Origin of the sequence: Promicromonospora sukumoe 327MFSha3.1, from assembly GCF_000385135.1 — a bacterium.
Taxonomy (GTDB): domain Bacteria; phylum Actinomycetota; class Actinomycetes; order Actinomycetales; family Cellulomonadaceae; genus Promicromonospora; species Promicromonospora sukumoe_B.
Genome location: NZ_ARQM01000012.1, coordinates 302,739 through 326,959 on the forward strand (window position 1 = coordinate 302,739; position 24,221 = coordinate 326,959).

Genomic DNA, 24,221 nt, shown 5'->3' on the forward strand with positions numbered 1-24,221 from the left:
TGCATACCTTGCCGTGGTCCGCGAAGTCTCGGAGGATGAGGCCATGCCGGAGCTGCCCGAGGTCGCCGCGCTCGCCGACTTCCTGCGCGCGCGGACCGCGGGACGCACGGTCAGCGCGGTGGAGGTGGGCTCGATCGCGGCGCTCAAGACGTTCGACCCGCAGCCCGCGGCGCTCGCCGGCGGCCAGGTCACGGACGTCGCCCGGCACGGCAAGTGGCTGGACCTCGCGGTCTCCCCCGCCGGCTCGGCGGCCGACGCCGCCCCGCTCCACCTGGTCTTCCACCTCTCGCGCGGCGGCTGGGTGCGCTGGTCCGACGCGCTGCCCACCAAGCCGGTCCGGCCGTCGCTGGGCGGTTCAAGCCGGGGCGCCGTGCTCGCGCTGCGGGTGCGGCTGGACGACGGCTCCGGCTTCGACCTGACCGAGGCGGGCACCCGCAAGCGGCTCGCGGTGCACGTGGTCCGCGACCCGGCCGAGATCGAGATGGTCGCCTCGCTCGGGGTGGAGCCGCTCGACCCCGGGTTCACGACCGAGGTGCTGGCCGAGCTGCTGTCGGCGAAGAACCAGCAGGTCAAGGGCCTGCTACGGGACCAGCGTGCCATCGCGGGCATCGGCAACGCCTACAGCGACGAGATCCTGCTCGTGGGCCGGTTCAGCCCGTACAAGCTCACGGGCTCGTTCACGCCGGAGGAGACCGCCAGGCTGCACACGGCGATCGGCGACGTGCTCACGGAGGCGATCGCGGCGGCGTCGGGCAAGCCGGCCAAGGAGCTCAAGGACGCCAAGCGCGCCGGGATGCGCGTGCACGGCCGCACCGGCCAGCCCTGCCCCGGGTGGGACGGGACGCCGTGCGGCGACACGGTGCACGAGGTGTCGTTCGCCGACCGGTCGATGCAGTACTGCCCGACGTGTCAGACGGGCGGCAAGCCGCTGGCGGACCGCCGGATGTCCAAGCTGCTGCGCTGACCGGGCGGGTCAGAACAGGACCGTCGCGAACGTGCCGACCTGCTCGAAGCCCACGCGCCGGTAGGCCGCCACGGCGCGCTCGTTGTAGGCGTTCACGTAGAGCGACACGATCGGCGCGATGGTGGCGCGGGTCGCGTCGACCACGGCCGCCATGCCCGACTCGGACCAGCCGCGACCGCGGAACGCCGGCTCGACCCAGACGCCCTGCACCTGGGCGACCCCGCCGGCCACGGCGCCGAGCTCGGCCTTGAAGCCGACGGCGGGCCGCCCGTCGCCGTCGGGCACGAGGCGGACGAACGACCGCCCCTCGGTGATGAGCGAGCGCACCCGCTCCGCGTAGGCGGAGCCGCCCGAGGCGATCGGCGAGTAGCCGACCTCCTCGGTGAACATGCGCACGCAGGCGGGCAGCACGAGGTCCAGCTCGGCCGGCACGGAGCGGCGGACCGTGGGCTCGGCCGGCACGGAGGGTGCGCCGCCGATGGCCATCGACGGCTGGTCGGCGCGCACGTCACGGGCCGGGGGCCAGTACGGGGACAGCCGCTCCCACAGCCCGAGCGCCGCCCGCTGCTCCCCCACGATCGACGACGACCGCCGCCCGTAGAGCCGGGCGACGGTCGTGAAGGCGGCGAGCGCCTCGGCGCGGCGGGCGGGATCGGTGATCGGGACCACGGGCACCAGGTTGGCGCCGGACCAGCAGATTGCCTCCAGCGGGCCGACGGCGGGGAACCCCCACGCCTGGCCCGCGGCGGCGCCGAACCCGGAGCGGAGCGCGATCTCCAGCCGGGCGGTGGCGAGGACCGAGGCGACGGGATCGAGGGCACAGACCGCGAGCGCCTGCGGCAGGTCGTTCCGGGTCAGCGCCCGGGCGATCACCTCGCCGTCGCCGTCCGCGCGAATGTCCTGTTCGCCCGGTTCGTGCGGCCCCTCGGGGCGCGCCCCGGCCGGAACCGGGGTGCGCCACCGAGACATGCCTTGCTCCGTTCGAGTCTGACCCTTCAGTATCGCCCGAGCCCTGGGATCCGACGCGGCTCAGCCGACCGAGACGACCGGCGAACCGGCCTGTGCCTCATTCTCCGGCGTGGGCATCTCATCCGCGATCCGCATCGCCTCTTCGATGAGCGTCTCGACGATCATCGCCTCGGGGACGGTCTTGATGACCTCGCCCTTGACGAAGATCTGGCCCTTGCCGTTGCCGGACGCGACGCCGAGGTCGGCCTCGCGGGCCTCGCCCGGGCCGTTGACGACGCAGCCCATGACGGCGACGCGCAGCGGGACGGTCATGCCCTCGAGGCCTGCGGTGACCTTCTCGGCAAGCGTGTACACGTCCACCTGGGCGCGGCCGCACGACGGGCAGGACACGATCTCGAGCTTGCGGGGGCGGAGGTTGAGCGCCTGCAGGATCTGGTTGCCGACCTTGACCTCCTCGACCGGCGGGGCCGAGAGGGAGACGCGGATCGTGTCGCCGATGCCCTTGCTGAGCAGGGCGCCGAACGCGGTGGCCGACTTGATGGTGCCCTGGAACGCGGGGCCGGCCTCGGTGACACCGAGGTGCAGGGGCCAGTCGCCGCGCTCGGAGAGCAGCTCGTAGGCGCGCACCATGACCACCGGGTCGTTGTGCTTGACCGAGATCTTGAAGTCGTGGAAGTCGTGCTCCTCGAAGAGGCTCGCCTCCCACACGGCGGACTCCACCAGGGCCTCCGGGGTGGGCTTGCCGTACTTCTCCAGGATGCGCTTGTCGAGCGAGCCGGCGTTGACGCCGATGCGCAGCGAGACGCCGGCGTCCTTCGCGGCGGCCGCGATCTGCTTGACCTGGTCGTCGAACTTGCGGATGTTGCCCGGGTTCACGCGGACGGCGGCACAGCCGGCGTCGATCGCGGCGTACACGTACTTGGGCTGGAAGTGGATGTCCGCGATCACGGGGATCTGGGACTTCTTCGCGATGATCGGCAGCGCCTCCGCGTCGTCGGCGCTCGGGACGGCGACGCGCACGATGTCGCAGCCTGCCGTGGTGAGCTCCGCGATCTGCTGGAGGGTCGCGTTGATGTCGGTGGTGGGCGTGGTGGTCATCGACTGCACGCTGATGGGTGCGTCACCGCCCACCTCGACCTTGCCGACCTTGATCTTCCGGGTCTTGCGGCGAGGGGCGAGGACCGGCGGGGGTGCTGCTGGCATGCCGAGGCTGATTGCGGTCACGAAATCAAGTATCCACTCTTCGAAGGGGTCAAAACGCACTTCGTGCGCGGCGTCACGTGATGCGCACGGGATCCACCAGGTCCGCCACGATGAGCACGCCGCCCACCCCGAGCAGGACGAGGAAGACCACGTAGGCCACGGGGGTCATGCGGGCGACGTCGGCCGGGCCCGGCAGGACGGCCGCCCCGCGCACCCGGGCGACCGTGCGCTTGCCGCCCTCGTAGAGGGCGTTGACCAGGTGCCCGCCGTCGAGCGGCAGCAGCGGGATGAGGTTGAAGACGAACAGCGCGATGTTCAGGCTGGCGAGCAGGCTGAGGTAGATCATCACGCGGTCGAGGATCGCCTCGTCCAGCGCCATGATCTGGCCGCTGATGCGCGCGACGCCCACCATGGACTGCACCGAGTCCTGCGAGCGCTCCTCGGCGGTGAAGGCCTGGGTGGCGGCGTCGGCCACGCGGACCGGGAGGGTGGCCACCATGGTCGCCGTCTGCCACGTCATGTTGCCCACCTCGGGCAGCACGCGGGACAGCGGCTGTGGCTCACGGACCTGGAGCGGGGAGAAGCCCACGAAGCCGCCCGGCTCGGTGAGCGGCTCGCCGTCGGCGCCCAGGACGGCGGCGCCCTGCTCGTCGACGACGGGGCGCTCGGTCTCGGCGGGGGTGACCTCGAGCGTGACGCGCTCGCCGTCGCGGAGCACCACGACGTCGGACTCGCGCCCCGCGGAGTCGTTGATGAGGCCGACCAGCTGCTGCCAGCCGGTCACCTCGGTGCCGCCGAACGAGACCACCTCGTCGCCGGGCTGGAGCCCGGCCGCGGCGGCGGGCGCGGCGGGCCGGCCCTCGCAGTCGTCGCCGGCGGCGCCGGACGTCGCGGAGGCCGGGACGCACTCGGAGAGCTGCGCGACCGTCGTCGAGACGGCGGGCAGGCCGTAGCCGATCAGGATGACCGCCATCAGGAACGTGGCGATCACGAGGTTCATGAACGGCCCGCCGAACATGACCACGAGCTTCTTGGGCGTGGAGAGGTTGTAGAAGGCGCGGTGCTCCTCACCCGGCCGCACCTCCGCGACCGACGCGTCGCGCGCGTCCGCCACGAGCTCGTTCCAGAAGCCCTTCTTGCGCGGCGTGCCCTCGGGGGCCGGCGGCATCATGCCGACCAGGCGCACGAAGCCGCCGAGCGGGATCGCCTTGATGCCGTACTCGGTCTCGCCCTTGGTGCGCGACCAGAGGGTGGGGCCGAAGCCCACCATGTACTGGCTCACGCGGACGCCGAACTTCTTGGCCGGGATCATGTGTCCCAGCTCGTGCAGACCGACGGAGACGAGGACGCCGACCAGCAGGACGAGCACACCAACGATGTGCGGAACGATGCTCACGGGACCGAGACTACGACACCTGGCTGACAGCCCGGCGGGGCGCGCACGGCTCCCCCCGGTACGGCCACCCGACGTTCACCTCGCGGCGAGAACATGGTCATTCCTTGAAACAGTGGTTACTGATCATTAACCTGACGACATGTCGGTTTCGTCTGTCCCTGGGTTCCGGGAGCTGCACGCGCACGGCCCGGCCTCCCTCATGGGAAGCCTGACCTCGATCTTCCAGACCGAGGCCTGGTCCGCCGCGGACGGCGACTCCCGCGTGGCCCGGCAGCTGCGCGAGATCGGCGTGGACGTCAACGAGATCTGGTCGGCCTCGCGCTGGAACATGGGCGACGACGGCGACGCGCCCAACCGCCGCCACCCCGTGCCCGGCGACCCGCGCGGCCCGCAGACCGCCGCCGCGCTGCGGGCGGTGACCGGCAGGCCGCGAGCCGCCGCGCTGCTGGGCGTGTACCTGTGGTCGCAGGCCGGCGACGCGCTGCAGTACACGTTCCGGCACGGCCGCATCATCGTGCCGCTGCGGGCCTTCGTCGAGACCTGGGAGACGTGCCGCGACGACGCGCCCGACGACGTCTGCCAGGCCGAGGGCGACGCCGTCGCCGTGCTGCTGCGCACCCTCATCACCCAGATGCACACGGCGGCCGCGCGCAGCGCGGGTGACCTCGACCGTGTGGCGGACGCCGCCGCCCACGCCGGGGAGCGGTGCGGGGAGCTGCTGCGGGCGGCGCGGGCGATCCCCGACCCGACGTCGCCGTTCCGGCGCGCGCTGGTCCCGCAGGCCGTGACCCGCATCCGCTACTTCCGCGCGCTGGCCGAGGCGGCCCGGGCGGCGTCCGAGGCGATGGCGGGCGAGCCGGCGCGGCTCGGCCCCGCGCTCGACGGCCTGCGCGCCGCCGAGACCGACCGGCACCTGAACTACATCCTGGCCAGCGAGCTGCGCTCCTACCGGATGCACCTGACGCAGCTGCACCGCAACCTCGACTCGACCTGGCTCACGCTCGACCGCCTGCGGACGGTCTACATCTACCCGTTCGGGCTGCGCGACGTGCGACCGGCCGCCGCGGTCACCGCGATCCGGCGGCTCGCGCACCGCGACGAGCGCCCCGAGCTGCTCGGCGTCCAGGCCTTCGCGGTACGCGGCCGGCTCAAGATGGACGACGTCTGGGCGAGCGTCGACCGGGCGGCGCGCCCCTACGGCGGCGCGTCGCTGTCGATGCCGAACGTCCGCCTGGAGCAGCCCGACGGGACGTTCATCGCCGAGCTGTCCTGCGACGTGCGGTTCACCGAGTTCGGCAACCACTACGTGCGCTTCCGGTACTCGTCGCGCGACCAGTCGCCGCAGCAGGTCCGTGACGCACGGTTCCGGCTGTCCAACCTGCACGCCGACATCCGGGTGCGGTGGATCGCGCTGGACGGCTCGCCCGTCGACGTCGACCCGGGCGGCGCCCTGCCGCCCGAACGCCTCTTCGACCTGGCCGACCTGCTCCAGCGCGCGACGGCGGACCTGGTCCGCGAGGGCACCGAGATCGCCCAGGGACGAGCGCACGTCGTCACCACCGTCTACGAGGCGAGCCGGGGCCGCGGCCCGGCGGCGCCCCCGGAGCGACGCACGCCGGTCTCCATGGGCGACGAGATGCTCGCCGCGTTCGGCTCGCAGGTGCTGCTGCAGCCCGTGTCGTACGGCACGGCCACGCTGTGCGACTGGACCCTGCCCCAGCGCAACCCCGTGCTGCTGGAGGGCGTGCGGCACCTGGGCGACGTCGTGGCGGTGGCCACCAACTCGACCACCGTGGCACTGGTCGGCACGGCGCACTTCAAGATCTCCCAGTACGGGTCGCTCGCCGAGTTCGTGGCCAGCCTCAACGGGCTGTTCAGCGCCTGGAACGCCACGCTGGCCGACCACCTGCGCACCGTCGCGGCCATGCTCGCCGACCACGACGTGAACAACGGCGCCGACCTGGCCGACCGCAAGGAGGGGCTCACCCGCGAGCAGCTGCGGCTGCACGAGTTCGCGTCGGAGGTGCGTACCACGCTGACCACCATCACCTCCCCCACGTTCCTCGCGTCCGCGCTCGAGTCGCGCATGCTGAACCAGCTCCTGCACGCCTCGCGGTTCGAGCAGCAGGCGGCCGGCGTCACCGAACGGCTGCGCGAGCTGCTCCAGGAGCCCATCGCGGCCCGCCTCGCCGCGCTCGAACGCCTGCACAACGACCGCGAGCGGGCGGCCGAGGCGCGGCGCGAGCGCTCCCGTCGTCGGCTGATGGACGGCACGCTGTCGGCCATCACGGTGTTCGCCGGTGTCTACGCCCTGATCGGCACGGTCCAGGTGGCGCTGGACGCGTCGCTGATCGGCCCGCTCCAGGCAGTCACGGCCACGGCGCTGGTCACCGTGGGTGCGCTCGTGACGGGCTGGGCGGTCTTCAGCTGGACGAGCCGGCGGTGACCCTCTGCCCGCACGTGTCAGACCCACAGATCCCCCGAGTGACCTGTACGTCTGACACGTCATAGCCTGGTCGGGTCGGCCGCTACGACGGGAGACCTCCATGACCGGATTCCCTGCGCCCGCCCCTGGCGGGGCGAACGTCACGCCACGCGGCACACCGCGGGACGACGCCGCCCGGCGGCACCTCTGGGGCCACTTCACGCGGCAGTCCGCCTGGGACGCCGGGGTGCCGACGCTGGTGCGCGGCGAGGGCCACCACGTCTGGGACGCGGCCGGACGCCGGTACATCGACGGGCTGTCGGGGCTGTTCGTGGTCCAGGCCGGGCACGGCCGCCGGGTGCTCGCCGAGGCGGCCGCCGCGCAGGCGGGCGAGCTGGCGTTCTTCCCGCTGTGGTCGTTCGCGCACCCGCCGGCCATCGACCTGGCCGAACGGCTCGCCGGTCTGGCCCCGGGCGACCTGAACCGCGTGTTCTTCACGACCGGCGGCTCCGAGGCCGTGGAGACGGCGTTCAAGCTGGCCAAGCAGTACTGGAGGCTGGAGGGCCGACCCGGCAAGTACAAGGTGATCTCGCGGAACATCGCCTACCACGGCACCACGCACGGCGCGCTGTCCCTGACGGGCCTGCCGGGCCTCAAGGCGCCGTTCGAGCCGCTGGTGCCGGGCGCGTTCAAGGTGCCGAACACCGACATCTACCGGGCGTCCGAGGACCTGCGCGACGACCCGAAGGCGTTCGGCCGGTGGGCCGCGGACCAGATCGAGGTGCTCATCGAGACGGAGGGCCCGGACTCGGTGGCCGCCGTCTTCCTGGAGCCCGTGCAGAACGCGGGCGGCTGCTTCCCGCCCCCGCCGGGGTACTTCGAGCGGGTGCGCGAGATCTGCGACCGGCACGACGTGCTGCTGGTCTCCGACGAGGTGATCTGCGCGTTCGGCAGGATCGGCTCGATCTTCGCGTGCGACGACTTCGGCTACGTGCCCGACATGATCACGTGCGCCAAGGGCATGGCGTCGGGCTACTCCCCGATCGGCGCCTGCCTGGTCTCGGACCGGGTGTTCGAGCCGTTCGCCCACGGCTCGACGACGTTCGCGCACGGGTACACGTTCGGCGGGCATCCGGTGTCGGCGGCGGTAGCCATGGCGAACCTCGACCTCTTCGACGAGGAGGACCTGACCGGGCGGGTCAAGGAGAACGCACCCGCGTTCCGGTCCACCCTGGAGCGGCTGTACGACCTGCCGATCGTGGGCGACGTGCGCGGCGCCGGGTACTTCTACGCGATCGAGCTCGTCCGCGACAAGGCCACCCGGGAGACGTTCTCGGGCGACGACGCCGAGCGGCTGCTGCGCGGGTTCCTCACCCCGGCGCTGTTCGAGGCAGGCCTGTACTGCCGCGCCGACGACCGCGGCGACCCGGTGGTGCAGCTCGCCCCGCCGCTGACGATCGGGCAGCCGGAGTTCGACGAGATCGAGCAGATCCTGCGCGGGGTGCTGAGCGAGGCGTGGACGCGGCTGTGACGGGGCGTGGGGCGTGGTCGGCGCTCCGCCCGGGTCGGAGGTGCGCTTCTACCCAGTCATTGGGCCCGGAACTGGCGCGTTTTCGGGCTTAATCGCTGGGTAGAAGCGCACCTTCCAGGTCAGCCCGGGGTCAGGCCGCCGCCGCGCGCTGTTCCGTCGGGCGGCGGCGCAGGGTCGCCTGCTGGATGGCCGGCGGGTCGTAGGCCATGTCGAGGCGGCTGACGTCCGTGCCGGGCGGGACGATCGCGTCGATCCGATCGAGGACCTCGTCGCTCAGGCTGACCTCGGCGCCGGCGAGCGCGCTGTCGAGGTGCTCCATGGTGCGCGGCCCGATGATCGCGGACGTGACGCCCGGGTGCGCGATCGCGAACGCCATCGCGAGGTGGTTCAGCGGCATCCCGGCCTCCTCGGCGACGGGGATGAGCTGCTCGACGACGTCGAGCCGCCGCTCGTCCTGCAGGTGCTTGAACCCGTACTGCGCCCGGTGGGCGTCGCTGGTGCGCCCCTTGCGGTACCTGCCGGTGAGCATGCCCCCGGCCAGCGGGCTCCACACCAGCGTGCCCATGCCGTACTGCTGGGCCACGGGCAGCACGTCGCGCTCGATGCCCCGGTTCAGGATCGAGTACGGCGGCTGCTCGGTGCGGAACCGCTCCAGGCCGCGCCGCTCGGCGACCCACTGCGCCTGGACGATGTCGGCGGCGGGCATGGTGGACGAGCCGATGGCGCGGACCTTGCCCGAGTTGATCAGGTAGGTCAGCGCAGCGAGCGTGTCCTCCACGTCGGTGTCCGGGTCGGGCCGGTGGATCTGGTAGAGGTCGATGTGGTCCGTGCCGAGGCGGCGCAGGGAGTTCTCGACCTCGGCGATGATCCAGCGCCGGGAGTTGCCGCGGTGGTTGGGGTCGTCGCTCATGGGCAGGTGCACCTTGGTGGCCAGCACGACGTCGTCGCGCCGGCCCTTCAGCGCCTTGCCCACGATCTCCTCGGACTCGCCCCGCGAGTAGGCGTCGGCCGTGTCGATGAAGTTGATGCCCGCGTCGAGGGCCTTGTGGATGATCTTGACGGACTCGTCGTGGTCGGGGTTGCCGATCGCGCCGAACATCATCGCGCCGAGCGCGTAGGGGCTGACCTTGATGCCGGTCCGGCCGAGGCTGCGGTAGTGCATGGGGCCCTCCTGGGGTCGAGAGGTCTGGTGAGCGCACCGGCGATGCCATAGTCTGGAGCTAAGCGGAACGCTCTTCCAGAACTATATGGAAAGGCGTTCCGGTTAGCAACGGATCGGGAGAGAAGTGACCCAGCACACAGAGCAGCGGCCGCTGCGCCGCGACGCGCAGCGCAACATCGACGCGCTGCTCGACGCCGCCAAGCAGGTCTTCGGCACGTCCGGCGTGGACGCGCCCGCCAAGGAGATCGCCGACCTCGCGGGTGTCGGCGTCGGCACGCTCTACCGGCACTTCCCCAAGCGGTCCGACCTGGTCAAGGCCGTGTTCCAGGCCGAGGTCGACGCCACCGCCGACGCCGCGCCCGCCCTGGCCGCCGAGCACGACCCCGTCGTCGCGCTGGAGAAGTGGCTCCACCGGTACACCGAGTTCCTCGCGACCAAGCGCGGGCTCGCCTCCGCGCTGCACTCCGGCGACCCGACGTTCGACGCGCTGCCCGCCTACTTCATCGGCCGGCTCGGCCCCGCCGTCGGCTCCCTGCTCGACGCGGCCGCCGCGGCCGGCGCCATCCGCCCCGTGGCCAGCCCCAAGGACCTGCTCTACGCCGTGTCCAAGCTGTCGGTGACCATGAGCGACGAGGATCCCGAGCACGGCCGCCGCATGCTCGACCTGCTCGTCGACGGGCTGCGGTACCAGGCCTGACCCCTCCCCTCCAGCACGCACCGACGGTTCCGGACACCGGCGAGAGCCGTATAAGGTCGGCACCCAATGGCGCGGGGCGCCGGGCACCTGTCCGGCTGAGATGCACCCGTGGAACCTGATCTAGGTAGTGCTAGCGAAGGGAACGCCTCATGGGCTCAGTCCTGCCCGACGCCGTCGCGTCGGTCGTCACCGCGGTGCGCGACACCGCCCCACTGGTGCACTGCGTGACCAACGTCGTGGTCACGGGCTTCACCGCGAACATCCTGCTCGCCGCCGGCGCGGCACCGGCAATGGTCGCCGACCCCGAGGAGGCGCCCGTCATGGCCGGCGTCGCCGGCGGGCTGCTGATCAACCTCGGCACGATCGAGGGCGGCCAGGCCGACGGCATGCGGGCCGCCGTCGACGGCGCCACCGCCGCCGGTGTGCCCTGGGTGCTCGACCCCGTGGCCATCGGCGCGCTCCCGCTGCGCACCCGGCTCGCCGCCGAGCTGTTCGCCCGCGGCCCCGCCGTCGTGCGCGGCAACGGCTCCGAGATCCAGGCGCTCGCGGGCGGGGCCGGCGGCCGCGGCGTCGACTCCCTGGACACGCCCGACGGCGTGCGGGACGTCGCGCTCGGCCTGGCCCGGTCCTCCGGCGCCGTGATCGCCGTGAGCGGCGCGTCCGACCTGATCACCGACGGCGAGCGTGTCGTGCGCGTCCAGGCGGGCACCTCCCTGATGACGCGCGTGACCGGCGTCGGCTGCTCGCTCGGCGCGCTGGTCGCGGCGTGCGCCGCCGTCACCGAGGACCGCCTGCTCGCGGCCACGGCCGCGACGGCCTGGCTCTGCGTCGCCGCGGACCGCACGACGTCGGCCACGCCCGGCAGCTTCGCCGTCGAGCTGGTGGACCGCGTGTTCGACGTCGACGCCGAGGCGGTCGGGTTCGGGGCCGGCCTGCTGAACGAGCCTGCCGCCGGGGCCCAGCCTGCCCGGGCCCGCGCGTGAGCGCCCGGATCCGTCTCGACCCGTCCGTCTACCTCGTCACCGACACCCGGCAGTGCGGCGGCCCCGCCGGGGTCGTCGCCACGGTGGGCGCGGCGGTCGACGGCGGCGTCACCGCCGTCCAGCTCCGCGACCCGGCGGCGAGCACGCGCGAGCTCGTGGACCTCGGCCGCGCCCTGGTCACGCTGCTCCGGCCGCTCGGGGTGCCGCTGATCGTCGACGACCGGGTCGACGTCGCGCTCGCGATCGACGCCGACGGCGCCCACGTGGGCCAGCGCGACCTGGACCCCGTCTCGGCGCGCCGGCTGCTGGGCCCGGACCGGCACCTCGGGCTCAGCGTGAGCACGCCGGAGGAGGCGCGGGCGGTCGCGGACCTGCCGGCCGGCACGGTGGACCTGCTGGGCGTCGGGCCTGTGCGGCCCACCCTGACCAAGACCGACGCCCGTGCGGCGATCGGCTTCGCACGGCTCGGCGTCGTCACGGCCGCCGCGCCGCTCCCCTGCGTGGCGATCGGCGGGCTGCGGGCCGCCGACGTCGCCGCGCTGCACGGGGCGGGGGCAGCCGGGAGCGCCGTGGTCTCCGCCGTCTGCGGCCGGCCCGACCCGGAAGCTGCGGCACGGGAGATCGCCCGGGCGTGGGCGGCTGTGCGCGGCGGGGCGGATGCGAGCGGCTCGAGTCAGGGCGGCTCGGGTCCGGGCGGCGACCCGACCGCCGAGCGCGCGCCGTCCGGCCGGCTCGGCGTGTCGGCGGGACCTGCGGCATGACCGGGTCGCACGCCGCGCCGTCCGCGGGAGCACGCACCAGGCTCACACCCGAAGCCGGACGACGCACCCGGCCGCCGGGGCACCCGGTCGTGGCGCTGACGATCGCCGGGTCGGACCCGTCCGGCGGCGCGGGGATCCAGGCCGACCTGAAGACCTTCGCGGCGCTCGGCGGCTACGGCTGCGCGGTGCTCACCGGGCTGACGGCGCAGTCGACCACCGGCGTGACGCAGGTGCACCCGGTGCCCGCCGACATGGTGCGCGCGCAGCTCGACACGCTGTTCGCCGACGTCGCCGTGGACACGATCAAGATCGGCATGACCACGAACGCGGGCGTCGCGCGGGCGGTCGCCGCCGTCCTGCGCGACCTGCGGGCCGCCGGGCGGGCGCCGTTCGTGGTGCTCGACCCGGTGATGGTCGCGACGTCGGGCGACCGGCTGCTGGCACCCGACGCCGAGGCGGTGCTCCGCGACGAGCTGCTCCCCCTGGCCGACCTGGTCACGCCCAACCTGCCCGAGGCCGCCGTGCTGCTCGGCGTCGAACCGGCCCGCGACGGCCGTGCGGCGGCGGACCAGGCCCGGGCGCTGAGCGCGCTCGGGGAAGGGTTTGCGCTGGTCAAGGGCGGGCACCTCGACTCGGCGGAGTCGGTCGACCACCTCGCGGGTCCCGGCCTGGACGGCGCCGTCGCCCTGACCGCGCCCCGCGTGCCGACCCGGAACACCCACGGCACGGGCTGCACGCTGAGCTCGGCCTGCGCCGTCCTGCGGCCGGTGCACGACGGCTGGGAGCCGGCGGTCCGCGCCGCCAAGGAGTACCTGACCGGGGCGCTGCGCGCCGCGGACGACCTCGTCGTCGGCGGAACGGGGACGGCGTCGGGTCCGTGGCGGGGCCACGGGCCGGTGCACCACGGCTTCGCGGCCCGCTGATCCCGGGACGGGACCGGGAGATCCCCTTTGAGGCCTAAGTTTCTTCGCTTTGAGTTGTCCGAAAGCGAAGAAACTTAGGCCTCAAAGGGGATCGGCCCCAGCCGGACGATCAGCCGGACCAGCCCCCGCGTCAGACCGACTTCAGGATCTCCGCCGCCCGCGCCCGCGCCCAGGCGTCCGCCTCCAGGACACCCTCGACCGAGCCCGCATCGCCCGCCCCGGCCGACGCGTGCGCCTCCACGACGGCGGCCACGGTGTCGACGATGTCGAGGAACCCGATCGTGCCGTCGTGGAACGCGTCCACGCACACCTCGTTCGCGGCGTTGTAGACCGCGGGGTGGGTGCCCCCGGCTTCTCCGACCTGGCGCGCCAGCCGCACGGCGGGGAACGCGTCGTCGTCCAGGGGCAGGAACTCCCAGCTCGCCGCCTGCGTCCAGTCGATGCCGACGTCGACGTCGGGCAGCCGGTCCGGCCAGGACAGGCCGAGCGCGATCGGCACGAGCATCCGCGGCGGCCCGGCCTGCGCGATCGTAGAGCCGTCGACGAACTCGACCATGGAGTGGATCATCTGCTGCGGGTGCACCACGACGTCGATGGCGCTGAACGGCAGGTCGAACAGGAGGTGCGCCTCGATCACCTCGAGCCCCTTGTTGACCAGCGTCGCCGAGTTGGTGGTGACCACGCGGCCCATCGCGAAGTTGGGGTGCCGCAGGGCCTGGGCGGGGGTCACGTCGCGCAGCTCGTCCCGCGAGCGCCCCCGGAACGGCCCGCCGCTCGCGGTCACCACGAGCTTGCGCACCTCGGACGACGCCCCCGAGCGGAGCGACTGCGCGATGGCCGAGTGCTCGGAGTCCACGGGCACGATCTGGCCCTCGCGCCGCACCGCGGCCTTGACCAGGGCGCCGCCCACCACGAGCGACTCCTTGTTCGCCAGCGCCAGGGTCGAGTCCGCGGCCAGCGCGGCCAGGGTGGGGCGCAGCCCGACCGAGCCGGTGATGCCGTTGAGCACCACGTCGCTGCCCCGGCCCGCCACCTCGGTGGCGGCGTCCGGCCCGGTGAGCACCTCGACGCCGTCCGCCCCCGCCTCGCGCAGGAGCGTGGTCAGCGCGGGGCCCGAGGCCGGGTCGGCGACCGCGACGGCGCGGACGCCGAGCGTGGCCGCCTGGCTCGCGAGCAGCGGCAGGTCCGAGCCGCCCGCGGACAGGGCGTCCACGCGGAACCGCTCGGGGTTGCGCCCGATGACGTCGATGGCCTGCGTGCCGATGGAACCGGTGGAGCCCAGAAGGGTGACGCTTCGCATGGGCCCATCCTGTCAGCCCGGCACGGCCCGGCCGACGTCAGCCCTCGCCCGACGGCTCCGACCGGCCGCGGCCGAACATCCGCCAGCCCCGCACCACGCCGCGCGGGTCGGGCACGGGGGCGTCGGCGGCCTCCCACCCGGCGTCGTCGTCGAGCGGGACCACGTGCAGGCCGAAGTCGGCCAGGATCACCGGGATGGCACGGATCGCCGCGCGGTCCTTCTCGCGGTCGGCCTCCGAGAGGTCGGCCCAGGGCCGCAGGTCCGGGTGCAGCCGGCGGGCGTCGTCGCGCTCGGGGCCGTAGGTCCAGCCCGCGGCGACCTTCTCGGCCATCCAGCGGTCGTGCTCGTCGACGGCGCGCGCGTCGACGACGGGTTCCGGGATCCGGCCGTGCTCGGCATTCCCGGCGGGCACCACGGTGCAGCCCATCTGGCGCAGGCGGTCCGGGATCGCGCGGACCTGGGCGCGGTTGGCGGCCCGCAGGTCCTCCGACAGCTCGGACCACGAGACCATCGCGGGCGTGCTCTGCCAGGCCACGCCCTGCGCGCGCTGGTTGCGCAGGTAGGTCAGGTGCGCGGAGACGGCCATGAGGTCGTAGACGTCGTCGTGCACCAGGGCGCCGGGCGCCGTCGCCCGGCGCAGCAGCGTGCCGGGCTCCACGACGTCTAGGCGGCCCGCGAGGTCGTCGAGGATGGCGCCGTCGTGCGCGCCGAAGAGCCCGCCCAGCCCGGCGAGCCGGTTCAGCCGCAGCACGACGGCGCCCTCGCTCGCGCGCCAGAGGTCGCTGTCGCGCAGCGCCTCGCGGAGCGCGTCTCCGTCGTCGTCGTGGCACACGTAGACGCGCTGGGGCGTGCCGACCGACCGGACCTGCGCGAACGTGTCCACGGGGACCAGCCGGCACGCGGCGCGCACGGAGGGCCAGCGGGCGCGCAGCGCCGCGGCGGCCTCCCACGCGCCCGGCCCGACCAGGGTCACGGTGAGCGGTTCGCCGCCGGATGCGATCTCGACGCTCCGCAGGCGCGCGAACGCCACGACCAGCGCCCGGCCGAACGTCCCGTGCCCGACGACGGAGATGTGCGGCGCGGTGCCGCGCGCGACGATCCGGTCGCGCCGCACCAGGGACCGGGCCACGAGCTCGCCCAGCGTGAAGAAGTCGACACCCGGCTGGGGGTGGCTCAGGTGCCGCGCCTGGAGGGCGAGGGCGAGCTCCGGGTCGCTGACGTGGGCGTTCAGGCGCAGGCCCGGCAGGTCGGCGGCCCGGTCCGCGCGGCTGGCCACGGCGACGGTGAGCACGTTGACGCCGGGTTCGTCGTCCTCGGCCTCGCACGCGTACAGGACGGCGGCGCCCGCCACGCCGGCGTTGCGCAGCGAGGCGGCGTCGCCGGTCGCGGTGCGTACGACGACGGCGCCCCGGGCCGCGAGCGCCGCCGCGATGAGGTCGGCGGCGGGCGCGCGGCCCACGACGATCGCGTGCCCGCGCATGCGGCGGGTGCGCATGAGCACGAACTGGTCGGCGAACAGCGAGCGCACGGCCTCGAAGACGGCGTAGCCGGTGGCGACCGGGGCGAGGAACCGGGCGGCCTGGAGCTGCCAGGGCAGGTCGCCGCCCTGGTTCGTGGCCTCGGCGCCGAGCACGAAGAGCTGGACGGAGTAGTAGACGAGGTCCCAGGCGCTGGTGCCCCACTCGAAGTCGGGCGAGGTGCGGTAGAGCCAGAAGCCCCACAGGCCCAGGCCGAACGCGACGCCGAACAGGGCGACGAAGCCGGCGCGGACCCAGGAGCGGCGCACGCGCAGCCGCCGGGGACCGTCGGGCGGGACGACCAGCTCCGGTGCCATCTTGGTGCCTTCCTCGTCGGGCGAACCAACCGTGCTTAACCGTGCATTTCACCACGAAGGTGACTAGCGTCATGGCCTGCGGCGACACTACACACCAGGGGATATGTTTCTCCCGGTCCGCAAACATTCGCCGAGGAAAGGCTGCGGGAGCAGGATGACCGACCGGATTGTCCGCTCCCTGCTACCGACCAGCCGCGCCGGGCGGGTGGCCCGGAACAGCCGCGCGCACGCCACGCCGCCCTCCGGCGGGTACGACGCCTTCCTGTCCTACAGCCGGGACTCGGACGGCGACTTCGCGCCCGCGTTCCACGCGGAGCTCCTCGACTTCGACAAGCGCGACGACGTGCCGGACCTGAACGTCTTCCTGGACCGGACGGGTCTGGCGAACAACCCGAGCCTCTGGGACGCGATCGAGCGCAAGCTCGAACGGTCCGACTACCTGATCCTGTTCGCCTCGGAGGGCGCGGCGAGCTCGAAGTACGTGGCCAAGGAGGTCGCGTGGTGGCTCGACCACCGCGGTCCCGAGACGCTGCTGGTCGCGCTGACCAGCGGCAAGATCGTCTGGGACCAGACGGCGAACGAGATCGACGCGATCAGCACCACGGCGCTGCCCGCGCCGCTGGTGGAGCGGATCGACCACGAGCCCAAGTGGACCGACCTGACGATGCTGCGCCAGCGCCGGTTCTGGCGGCACCACCCCGACCGGCCGGGCGTGCTCGCCGAGCTGGTGGCGCCGCTGCGCGGCCAGGACGTCAGCACCGAGGAGATCCTCAGCGCGCACATCGCCCGGCAGAGCTCGGCGGGCCTGCGCAACCGCCTGGTGAACATGGCGCTGGCGGTCATGCTCGTCCTGTCGATCGGCGCGTTCGCGTACGCGCAGCGGGAGGCGGACCGCGCGAACGAGGCGGTGAACGCCAACGAGGCGCACCTGCTGGGCGCGACGTCGCACGTGGTGCACCAGGACGACCCCGCCACCGCGCAGCTGCTGGCGGTCGAGGCGGTGCGGCGGCTGCGGGACGGGCAGACCCGGACCGCGCTGTTCAACGCGGTCACGGCCAACGAGCCCGCGGACCCGTACCTGCTGCGCACCGTGGACGTCCCGGAGGAGACCGGGCTGGCCGACGTCGCACCGACCGCCGCCGGCGTCGTCGGCCGGACCGAGACCGGAGACCTCGTGCGCTGGAACCCCGACGACGGCGCGCCCGCCGTGCTGCGCGGCGACCGCACGCCCTTCGGCTCGGTCAGCGGGCCGGGGCGCACGGGACCCGTCGTGTCCGGCAGCGCCGACGGCGCCGTGGTCGCCGCCGTGGACGATCTCGGCGTGACCCTGGGCCGGTTCGGGCCGCTGCCCGCCGACAGCACCAGCCGGCAGACGCACCTCGACCTGCCGGGCACGACGGCGGTCGCCGTCACGCCCGACGGCGACACCCTGGTCATCGCCTGGCACGACGCCACCAGCGACCGCAACCGGATCGGCACCATCAACCTGGCCGGCCGGGACCTCGCCGTCCTGGAGTCCGACGACGGCGCCGCGCGCCCCGCCGAGCAGCGCCTCGCGTTCCGCACCAAGGCCGAGACCGACCTCGGCGTCACATCGCTCGCCGTCGGCTCCAGCCGCACCCTCGCCGTGGCGGACGCCGACGCCGGGACCCTGGAGATCCGCAGCCTCGACACGCTGGAGCCGACCGGCGGCGGCCCCGTGGACCTGCCCGACGGCGGCGTGCCCTCCCCGTCCCTGCGCGACTGGGCGACGCTGGCCTCCGACGGCGACACCACGACCGTGACCCTGCACCACTGGGCCGACGGCACCGCGCGCACCGCGGACTGCCCCGTGCCGCGCGCCTGGTCGGACCCCGAGGTGGTCGCGGTCGACGACGCCACGACCCGCGCCCTGGTCGCCACCGACAGCGGGCTGGTCGCGTGCGAGATCGGCGCCGACACCGACGTGCACCGCACCTGGCACCTGTCCGGCATCCGGGGGCCGGGGTCGCCCGTCCTGGTCGGGGTGGACCGGGTCGCGGCGGCGTCGGACGGCCGCATCGCGCTGTGGAGCACCGCCGGGACCGACGGGGACGTGCCCCTGCCGAGCGGGGCGGGCGCGGCGGCGACCGGTTCGGATCCCGGGCAGGGCGAGGACCCGGGCGCGGATCCCGGCGAGGACTCGGAGGTCGGCGGGCCGGCCCAGGCCGGCCCCACGGCCGTCCTGGCCACCTACCGCGCCGAGCCCACGGGGCCGGCCAGCACGGCGGCGTCCTGGTCGGACGGCACCGTGCTGATCCACGGCCTCGGCACGGTGGACCTCCCGGCCGACAGCCCCGACGCCGGCCGGCCCCTGCTGCCGGTCTGGCTCGACGAGGACCGGCTCCTGCTGGTCACCCCCGACGGCGAGGCCTACCGGACCCAGGGCGGCACGACCGCCGGCTACGAGGCCGGGTTCCGCGACCTCGTGGCACCGGGCCTGGACGGCGGCGACCCGGGCTGCGCCACGATCGTGAGCGCCCAGCGCACCCGCGACGACCTGGTTCTGGTGGACACCTGCTCCGGGCTGCACGTGCTCGACGTCGGGCTGCAGGAGCGGGCGCTGTACGTGCCCGGCCCGCTCGGTACGACGCCGCGGCTCGGCTCGGCGTGGGCGGAGCCCGGGCGGGTGGCGGTCGCCGACGACGGCAGCCAGGTCGCCGTCGCACCCCGGGACTTCTCGCTGCGGGTCGCCGACCTGACCGCGGCCGCCGCGGGCGCGCGGGACGTCTGGACCGTGCGGGGCAGCAGCGTGGACCAGGTGCACCTGATCGGCGCGCGGACCGGTGCGGACATGACGCTGCCCGAGCGGCTCGTCACGCTCGGCCTCGACGCGAAGGTGCGGCTGCGCGCCGTCGCCGGGCCGGGCGACCCCGAGGACCTCGACCTGACCGGCACCTACGGCGACGTGCTCGCGGTGCTGCCCGGGCCCGACCTCGTGGCCCGCAACCAGGGCGCCGCGCTGGCGTTCTTCGACATCGCGACCGGCCAGAAGGTCGGCGCGCTCGCGACCCGGCTCTACTCGCCCGGCGGCAAGGTCGCGCCCGGCGACGTGTACGCCGGCGACGGCCAGCTCCTCGTGGTCCAGGACCACGGCGTCACCACGGGCTGGACCTTCTCGGACGACCAGATGATCGCGCGGGCCTGCGCCATGGCGGGGCGGGAGCCGACCGCGGCGGACATGCCGGACGGCGTCTCCCTCACGGACACCCCCACCTGCCCGGAGAACCGCTGAGTGCCGGATCCTCGCCCCGGTCGGGCGAGGATCCGGCACTCAGCGGGTCAGGTCAGGACTCGAGGCGCTTGGCCTCGGTCTCGGCCTCGTCGGCCTCCGCGTCGCGGCCCTCCTTGCGCAGCGCGCTGGTCAGCGAGCGCATCGAGGCGGCGGCGTCGGACTTGGCGAGGTCGGACGACGTCCCGCGCAGCTTGCTCCACAGGCCCATCGCCTCCTCGGCGACCTCGAGCACCTGCGAGCGCTCCTTGCCCCCGATGGTCGACGTCGTGAACGTCTCCAGCGCGTGCTCCAGGGCGTTGCGCTGCTTGGCCGGGTCGTCGTCGTCCAGGCTCTTGAAGAGTCCGACGGCCTCGCCGACGAGCGCCGACGTCGACTTCTCCTGGTCCTTGGCCGCCGCCTGGCTGCCGAACGACAGCAGCGCCACGGCCAGCTTCGACACGGTGCTGCCGGCCTCGCCGGGCAGCTTCTCCGCGCCCGACGCGACCAGCTGGTGCAGCCGGGCCGCGGTCCGCGTCTCGATGTTGTCCGCGCGCTCCGGGTCCTCGTCCTGCTCCGGCGTCGCGGCCGGTGCCGGCGTCGCGGCCGGGGCCACGGCCCCCTCCGGCCCGGCGACCGGGGCCGGGCTCGCGGCCGGCTCCGGGTTCGTGTCGCCCTGGGCGACGTCCGGCGTCGCCTCCGGCGCCAGCTGCGGCGTCGGCTCCCCTGCGGCGGTGGCCTGCGCCGCCTGTGCCTGCTCCGGCAGTGCGTCCGTGCTCACTTTTTCCTCCTGTTAATGGTGCGACGAAACTACCAGAATGGGCATTCGGTCCGGTATGTAAGAAACGTCGGTCCACGACGCACGTCGAGGCCTCCGCGACGCCCCGCACGCAGTACCGTCGTCGGCCATGACGACCTGGTCCCGCGGTGATGCCCGCGAGCTGCTCGAGGAGGCCGGAACCCGGCACGACCTGGGCTCCCGTACCCTCAGCCAGCGCCGCGGCGCACCCGCCCGAGTGCGCGCCGCCTACCGCGCCGCCCGCGACGCACGCGTGCTGGACGAGCTCTCCGAGGTACCCCTCGACCGTGTCCGCGAGGTGGGCGCGGGCGGCCTGCGCCTCGGCCCGCTCGAGCAGGCGGGGTACCGCACCGTCGGCCAGATCAGGGCGGCCGCCCCGGAGGAGCTCACGGCGATCGCGGGCGTCGGCGCCCGCACGGCGGAGGCCCTGCAGAAGGCTGCCCAGCAGGTCTTCAGCGCCGTGGACGCCGGCCTCGCCTTCCGGCTGGACCACTCCCCCGCCGACCCGCTCGCCACGCGCCTGGTGCGCGCGCTGCACGACCACCTGCACGTCAAGGCGTTCTTCGGCACCTGGCAGGACCGGCTCGACGTCGACGTGCGCGAGCTCGCCCGCCTGGCCGAGACGGGTGCCGTGCGGGCCACGTTCGTGCGGCGGTTCTTCGCGGGCCGCCGCCGCACCGACCGTGCCGACGCCGCGCTGACCGACCTGCGCACGCTGACCGACGACCTCGACGCCGTGGGCATCACCGACGCCCTGCGCACCCTGGACGAGGTGCTCACGAACACGTCCGACGCCGACGTCTGGAGCGACTTCGAGGCGCGGGCCGCCGCCTACCTCACGGCGCTGGGCGACCTGGTCGACCTCGGCATCGACGTCGAGGCCGCCGAGGGCTACCTGCCCGAGGACGTCGTCGACGAGGTCGCGACGCAGGACCTGGACACCTCGCTGCTCAACGTCTCGCTGCGCTCCTACCAGGCGTTCGGCGCCAGGTACGCGCTGTCCCAGCGGCGCACGATCCTCGGCGACGAGATGGGCCTGGGCAAGACCGTCCAGGCCATCGCGGTGATGGCCCACCTCGCCGCGAAGGGGAGCACGCACTTCCTCGTGGTGTGCCCCGCGAGCGTCGCGGCCAACTGGGCCCGCGAGGTCGCGGCCCACTCGAAGCTGACCGTCCGCGTGCTGCACGGCGACGACCGCGAGGCGGGCATCAAGGAGTGGGCGGCCGACGGCGGCGTCGGCGTCGCGACCTTCCCCCAGCTCGGGCACCTGCGGACGGGCGACCTGCCGCGCCCCGCCCTGCTCGTGGTCGACGAGGCGCACTACGTGAAGAACCCGGAGGCGCAGCGCTCCGAGCGGACGGCGGAATGGGCCCGCGTGGCCGAGCGCGTGCTGTTCATGTCGGGCACGCCCATGGAGAACACCGTGGACGAGTTCCGCAGCCTGGTGGGCTACCTCAAGCCTGAGGTCGCCGACGACATCGACCCGGCGGCGGGCCTCGCGGGTGCCTCCGCCTTCCGGCGGTCCGTCGCGACCGTCTACCTGCGCCGCAACCAGGAGGACGTGCTCACCGAGCTCCCCGAGCTGGTCCAGGTGGACGAGTGGGAGCGGTTCGGCAAGCACGACGGCGCCGCCTACCGCCAGGCGGTGCTGGGGCGCTCGTTCGCCGACATGCGCCGCGCCGCGTTCGTCGAGGCCCCCGAGCCGACGGCGAAGCTCGTCCGGCTCCGCGAGATCGTCGACGAGGCCGTGGAGAACAACCGCAAGGTCGTGGTCTTCTCCTACTTCCGCGACGTGATCGAGCGGGTGCTCGCCGAGCTCGGCCCGCTCGCCGTCGGGCCCATCACGGGGTCGGTGCCGTCCGCCCGCCGTCAGGAGCTGGTCGACGAGTTCACGCAGGCGAAGGAGCCCAAGGTGCTGGTCAGCCAGATCGAGGCTGGCGGGGTGGGGCTCAACATCCAGGCCGCCTCCGTGGTGATCCTGTGCGAGCCGCAGGTCAAGCCGACCGTCGAGGCGCAGGCCATCGCCCGCGCGCACCGGATGGGCCAGGTGCGCACCGTGCAGGTGCACCGCCTGCTCATCGAGGAGAGCGTGGACGAGCGGCTCCTGGAGATCCTCGGCACCAAGGCCGAGCTCTTCGCGGAGTACGCCGGACGCTCGACGGTGCCCACGGCGCCCGGGGCCGGCGCCGCCGAGGTCAGCGACAAGGAGCTGGCCAAGCGGATCGTCGACGAGGAGCGGGCGCGGCTGGAGGAGCCCGCGGCCTAGCGCTTTCCTCGCGGCGGAGCACGTGGCCTGCTGAGATGGACCCATGACGACCACCGCCCTCACCCGAGGACCCGTCCAGGCCGCCGAACGCTCCCCCGCCCCCGATCTGGCGCGCGGGTTCATGCTCCTGCTGATCGCGATCGCGAACACGCCGTTCTACCTGTGGGGCAGCGAGGTGGCCGGGATGTCGTCCCACCCCGTCGACGGCTCCGTGGTCGACAAGGTGGCCGCATTCCTGATCATCGTCCTCGTGGACCTGCGGACCTACCCGATGTTCGCGTTCCTGTTCGGCTACGGGATGATGCAGCTCTACAACCGGCAGGTGTCGTCGGGCACGTCCGAGGAGGCCGGGCGGAAGCTCCTGCAGAAGCGCAACTGGCTGCTGCTCGCGTTCGGGTTCGTGCACGCGGCGCTGCTCTGGATGGGCGACGTGCTCGGCGCGTACGGTCTGGCCGGCCTGCTCATGGTGTGGCTCTTCTTCCAGGTCAAGGACCGTACGCTGCTCGTGTGGACGGGCGTGCTCTGCGGCCTGCTGGCGATCGGCACGGCGTTCGCCGTGGTGGGCGCGTGGTTCACCGCGCAGATCCCCGCCGACGACCCGGTCGCCCGGGAGATCGCCGCCGGCTTCGCATCGTCCACCGACGCGATGACGTCGACGTCGTACGTCGCCAGCATCGGTGAGCGCCTGCTGTTCTGGGCGGCTGGAACCGTCGGGCAGGGCGTGCTGATGCTCGTGGTCCCGATGATGCTCCTGCTCGCCTTCTGGGCGGGGCGCCGCCGCATCCTGGAGAACCCCGGCGAGCACCTGACGCTGCTGCGCCGCGTGGCGGTCGTGGGCCTCACGATCGGCTGCCTCGGCCCACTCCCGTCTGCGCTCGACCACGTCGGCGCGCTGGCCGTACCGGACCACGCGGCCTGGGTCTTCCTGCCCGTGCAGGTCCTGACCGGCTTCTTCGGCGGTCTCGGGTACGTCGCCCTGTTCGGCCTGATCGGTCACCGGGTCGCCCAGCGCCGCACCAGCGCGCCGTCGCGCAACCTGCTGGTCACGGACGGGCCGTTCGCCGGCGCCGTCCAGGCCGTCGGCAAGCGGTCGCTGACCTGTTACCTGCTGCAGTCCGTGCTGTGCGCGCCGGTTCTGGCCGCGTGGGGCCTCGGGCTCGGCCAGTACCTCAGCTCGTGGAGCATGCTGCTCTACGCCGTGCTGGTCTGGGGGCTCACGGTGGCGTTCGCCGTCTGGCAGGAGCAGACGGGCCGCCGCGGCCCGGCCGAGGTCGCGCTGCGCCGCCTCGTCTACGGGCGCCCCGTGGCGGCGGCCCGGTAGAGGTGCGCTTCTACCCAGTCATTCGGCCCGCAACCGACGTGGTTCCGGGCCGAATGACTGGGTAGAGGCGCACTCTCAGGCCGGGAACGAGTCCACGGCGTCGTCCACGCCGTCGCCGTCGGCGTCCACGGAGATGGTCCGCGTGCCGCCGGCGGTCTCCACGACGACGTCGGGCACGCCGTCCCCGTCGGTGTCGTACAGCTCGACGTCGGGCACGCCGTCGCCGTCGTAGTCCTCGAACTGGGCGTCCACGACGCCGTCGCCGTCGGTGTCTGCGACCTCGACGTCCGTGACGCCGTCGCCGTCGAGGTCGAACTTGCCGGGCTTGTCGGCCAGGAACTCGGACACGTGCTTCTCCTTGCTGATCGCTGTCTCAGGTCGTGCTCGGTGCTCCCCCGATCATGCACCACGCGGGCCCCGATCCACCGCCGGTCGAGCCCGGATCACACCGCTGGTCG

The 24,221-nt window shown here is 73.7% G+C and carries 18 protein-coding genes and 1 riboswitch; of the genes, 10 read left to right on the forward strand and 8 right to left on the reverse strand.

Translation table 11 applies throughout. The features are described from left to right. Positions 1 to 43: 43 nt before the first annotated feature. Complete coding sequence (locus H291_RS0120135) at positions 44 to 964, forward strand: Fpg/Nei family DNA glycosylase (protein ID WP_020016824.1); 921 nt, start codon at positions 44 to 46, stop codon at positions 962 to 964. Between the two features lie 9 nt (positions 965 to 973). Here the strand turns inward: H291_RS0120135 and H291_RS0120140 are convergent, their stop codons facing one another. The 3 genes from H291_RS0120140 to H291_RS0120150 all read right to left on the reverse strand — a co-directional run bounded on the left by H291_RS0120140 (position 974) and on the right by H291_RS0120150 (position 4,532). Then, positions 974 to 1,933, reverse strand: coding sequence for a GNAT family N-acetyltransferase (locus tag H291_RS0120140; RefSeq protein WP_020016825.1), 960 nt, complete (start codon positions 1,931 to 1,933; stop codon positions 974 to 976). A 60-nt stretch (positions 1,934 to 1,993) separates the two neighbouring features. Beyond that, positions 1,994 to 3,136 (reverse strand): flavodoxin-dependent (E)-4-hydroxy-3-methylbut-2-enyl-diphosphate synthase, encoded by a 1,143-nt coding sequence (ispG, locus tag H291_RS0120145; RefSeq protein ID WP_020016826.1) that lies wholly within the window; start codon positions 3,134 to 3,136, stop codon positions 1,994 to 1,996. Between the two features lie 73 nt (positions 3,137 to 3,209). Further along, on the reverse strand, positions 3,210 to 4,532 hold the full coding sequence (locus H291_RS0120150) for a M50 family metallopeptidase (protein ID WP_232216124.1): 1,323 nt from the start codon (positions 4,530 to 4,532) through the stop codon (positions 3,210 to 3,212). Positions 4,533 to 4,671: 139 nt separating this feature from the next. Between H291_RS0120150 and H291_RS0120155 the strand changes: the two genes are divergently transcribed. Beyond that, positions 4,672 to 6,978 (forward strand): hypothetical protein, encoded by a 2,307-nt coding sequence (locus H291_RS0120155; protein ID WP_157237204.1) that lies wholly within the window; start codon positions 4,672 to 4,674, stop codon positions 6,976 to 6,978. Positions 6,979 to 7,078: 100 nt separating this feature from the next. Continuing rightward, positions 7,079 to 8,488 (forward strand): aspartate aminotransferase family protein, encoded by a 1,410-nt coding sequence (locus H291_RS0120160; RefSeq protein WP_020016829.1) that lies wholly within the window; start codon positions 7,079 to 7,081, stop codon positions 8,486 to 8,488. Positions 8,489 to 8,618: 130 nt separating this feature from the next. On the opposite strand, the gene H291_RS0120165 is transcribed toward H291_RS0120160, so the two are convergent. After that, entirely contained in the window at positions 8,619 to 9,650 is a 1,032-nt protein-coding gene (locus tag H291_RS0120165) for an aldo/keto reductase (protein ID WP_020016830.1), read from the reverse strand. A gap of 124 nt (positions 9,651 to 9,774) precedes the next feature. On the opposite strand from H291_RS0120165, the gene H291_RS0120170 reads away from it, so the two are divergent. The 4 genes from H291_RS0120170 (at position 9,775) to thiD (ending at position 13,014) form a co-directional block, all read left to right on the forward strand. After that, positions 9,775 to 10,347: a TetR/AcrR family transcriptional regulator gene (locus H291_RS0120170; protein ID WP_020016831.1), complete on the forward strand. Its 573-nt coding sequence runs from the start codon at positions 9,775 to 9,777 to the stop codon at positions 10,345 to 10,347. 62 nt (positions 10,348 to 10,409) lie between these two features. Further along, positions 10,410 to 10,507: riboswitch (TPP riboswitch) on the forward strand. Further along, the gene (thiM, locus tag H291_RS0120175) at positions 10,497 to 11,330 is read left to right on the forward strand and encodes a hydroxyethylthiazole kinase (protein WP_020016832.1); all 834 of its coding nucleotides are present in this window, start codon (positions 10,497 to 10,499) and stop codon (positions 11,328 to 11,330) included. Its footprint overlaps the riboswitch before it by 11 nt. After that, the gene (gene thiE / locus H291_RS30915) at positions 11,327 to 12,091 is read left to right on the forward strand and encodes a thiamine phosphate synthase (RefSeq protein WP_020016833.1); all 765 of its coding nucleotides are present in this window, start codon (positions 11,327 to 11,329) and stop codon (positions 12,089 to 12,091) included. Before thiM ends, thiE begins: the two co-directional genes overlap by 4 nt. Continuing rightward, the gene (thiD, locus tag H291_RS0120185; RefSeq protein ID WP_084468288.1) at positions 12,088 to 13,014 is read left to right on the forward strand and encodes a bifunctional hydroxymethylpyrimidine kinase/phosphomethylpyrimidine kinase; all 927 of its coding nucleotides are present in this window, start codon (positions 12,088 to 12,090) and stop codon (positions 13,012 to 13,014) included. The genes thiE and thiD overlap by 4 nt, the downstream gene beginning before the upstream one ends. Before the next feature lie 130 nt (positions 13,015 to 13,144). On the opposite strand, the gene dxr is transcribed toward thiD, so the two are convergent. Both dxr and H291_RS0120195 read right to left on the reverse strand, forming a co-directional pair. After that, positions 13,145 to 14,314, reverse strand: coding sequence for a 1-deoxy-D-xylulose-5-phosphate reductoisomerase (gene dxr / locus H291_RS0120190; protein ID WP_020016835.1), 1,170 nt, complete (start codon positions 14,312 to 14,314; stop codon positions 13,145 to 13,147). 37 nt (positions 14,315 to 14,351) lie between these two features. Then, the gene (locus H291_RS0120195; protein WP_020016836.1) at positions 14,352 to 16,148 is read right to left on the reverse strand and encodes a RyR domain-containing protein; all 1,797 of its coding nucleotides are present in this window, start codon (positions 16,146 to 16,148) and stop codon (positions 14,352 to 14,354) included. A 154-nt stretch (positions 16,149 to 16,302) separates the two neighbouring features. Here H291_RS0120195 and H291_RS0120200 point away from each other — a divergent pair, with 154 nt between their 5' ends. Continuing rightward, positions 16,303 to 19,401, forward strand: a complete 3,099-nt coding sequence (locus H291_RS0120200; protein ID WP_157237205.1) for a toll/interleukin-1 receptor domain-containing protein — start codon at positions 16,303 to 16,305, stop codon at positions 19,399 to 19,401. Positions 19,402 to 19,453: 52 nt separating this feature from the next. Here the strand turns inward: H291_RS0120200 and H291_RS0120205 are convergent, their stop codons facing one another. After that, on the reverse strand, positions 19,454 to 20,158 hold the full coding sequence (locus tag H291_RS0120205; protein WP_020016838.1) for a hypothetical protein: 705 nt from the start codon (positions 20,156 to 20,158) through the stop codon (positions 19,454 to 19,456). Positions 20,159 to 20,285: 127 nt separating this feature from the next. On the opposite strand from H291_RS0120205, the gene H291_RS30920 reads away from it, so the two are divergent. Both H291_RS30920 and H291_RS0120215 read left to right on the forward strand, forming a co-directional pair. Further along, positions 20,286 to 22,442, forward strand: a complete 2,157-nt coding sequence (locus tag H291_RS30920; RefSeq protein WP_020016839.1) for a DEAD/DEAH box helicase — start codon at positions 20,286 to 20,288, stop codon at positions 22,440 to 22,442. A gap of 43 nt (positions 22,443 to 22,485) precedes the next feature. Continuing rightward, positions 22,486 to 23,763 (forward strand): DUF418 domain-containing protein, encoded by a 1,278-nt coding sequence (locus H291_RS0120215; RefSeq protein WP_020016840.1) that lies wholly within the window; start codon positions 22,486 to 22,488, stop codon positions 23,761 to 23,763. Positions 23,764 to 23,838: 75 nt separating this feature from the next. On the opposite strand, the gene H291_RS30925 is transcribed toward H291_RS0120215, so the two are convergent. Then, the gene (locus H291_RS30925) at positions 23,839 to 24,111 is read right to left on the reverse strand and encodes a hypothetical protein (RefSeq protein WP_020016841.1); all 273 of its coding nucleotides are present in this window, start codon (positions 24,109 to 24,111) and stop codon (positions 23,839 to 23,841) included. Between the last annotated feature and the right edge of the window lie 110 nt (positions 24,112 to 24,221).

Excerpts from the sequence above, each read along its gene's own strand:
- H291_RS0120155 (WP_157237204.1), top strand. The coding sequence starts at position 4,672 with ATGTCGGTTTCGTCTGTCCCTGGGTTCCGGGAGCTGCACGCGCACGGC.
- H291_RS0120160 (WP_020016829.1), top strand. The coding sequence starts at position 7,079 with ATGACCGGATTCCCTGCGCCCGCCCCTGGCGGGGCGAACGTCACGCCA.
- H291_RS0120200 (WP_157237205.1), top strand. The coding sequence starts at position 16,303 with ATGACCGACCGGATTGTCCGCTCCCTGCTACCGACCAGCCGCGCCGGG.
- H291_RS0120140 (WP_020016825.1), bottom strand. The coding sequence starts at position 1,933 with ATGTCTCGGTGGCGCACCCCGGTTCCGGCCGGGGCGCGCCCCGAGGGG.
- dxr (WP_020016835.1), bottom strand. The coding sequence starts at position 14,314 with ATGCGAAGCGTCACCCTTCTGGGCTCCACCGGTTCCATCGGCACGCAG.
- H291_RS30920 (WP_020016839.1), top strand. The coding sequence starts at position 20,286 with ATGACGACCTGGTCCCGCGGTGATGCCCGCGAGCTGCTCGAGGAGGCC.
- ispG (WP_020016826.1), bottom strand. The coding sequence starts at position 3,136 with ATGCCAGCAGCACCCCCGCCGGTCCTCGCCCCTCGCCGCAAGACCCGG.
- H291_RS0120195 (WP_020016836.1), bottom strand. The coding sequence starts at position 16,148 with ATGGCACCGGAGCTGGTCGTCCCGCCCGACGGTCCCCGGCGGCTGCGC.
- H291_RS0120135 (WP_020016824.1), top strand. The coding sequence starts at position 44 with ATGCCGGAGCTGCCCGAGGTCGCCGCGCTCGCCGACTTCCTGCGCGCG.
- H291_RS0120215 (WP_020016840.1), top strand. The coding sequence starts at position 22,486 with ATGACGACCACCGCCCTCACCCGAGGACCCGTCCAGGCCGCCGAACGC.
- thiM (WP_020016832.1), top strand. The coding sequence starts at position 10,497 with ATGGGCTCAGTCCTGCCCGACGCCGTCGCGTCGGTCGTCACCGCGGTG.
- thiD (WP_084468288.1), top strand. The coding sequence starts at position 12,088 with ATGACCGGGTCGCACGCCGCGCCGTCCGCGGGAGCACGCACCAGGCTC.
- H291_RS0120165 (WP_020016830.1), bottom strand. The coding sequence starts at position 9,650 with ATGCACTACCGCAGCCTCGGCCGGACCGGCATCAAGGTCAGCCCCTAC.